We start from the raw sequence: 527 nt of genomic DNA, 5'->3' as shown, positions 1-527 counted from the left end.
AATGATTCGATAGTAACCCTGCATTTTACGATCAAAATGAAAGATGGTTCGGTGGCAGACAGCACTCATAATATGGGCAAACCAGCGAAGTTTGTGATGGGTGACGGCAGCCTGAGTGAGAACTTCGAGCAGTGCTTGGTGGGGCTCCAATCTGGTGAGAACAAAGCGATTGAACTCAAAGCGCAAGATGCTTTTGGTATGCCTAACCCAGACCATATTCATCATATGGATCGCACCAAATTTGTTGGTGAAGCGGAAGTTGAAGTCGGTACTATCATGGCTTTCAGTGGCCCTGATGGTATGGAAATTCCGGGCATCATTACTGAGATTGCAGGCGATTCGGTAACGGTAGACTTTAATCACCCTTTAGCGGGACAAGACGTGACTTTCGAAGTTGAAATTTTGTCAGTAGAATAGCCACCCCAATAAAAGATAATTTCCATGAGCAATGAAATGAAAATCCTATTAGCTAACCCACGCGGTTTTTGTGCTGGTGTTGACCGTGCGATTAGCATCGTAGAGCGTGC

At 45.4% G+C, this 527-nt stretch carries 2 protein-coding genes; both read left to right on the top strand.

Going from position 1 to position 527, the window contains the following annotated elements; translation table 11 throughout:
• Nucleotides 1–417: FKBP-type peptidyl-prolyl cis-trans isomerase (fkpB, locus tag R7O13_RS30635; RefSeq protein WP_318305692.1), on the top strand; the 417-nt coding region annotated here is incomplete at its 5' end.
• A gap of 24 nt (nt 418–441) precedes the next feature.
• The coding region (locus R7O13_RS31550; RefSeq protein ID WP_412125758.1) for a hypothetical protein at nt 442–527 on the top strand (86 nt) is incomplete at its 3' end.

The organism is Vibrio sp. Y176 (genome assembly GCF_033438945.1).
This window is presented reverse-complemented; position numbering and strand designations above follow the sequence as displayed.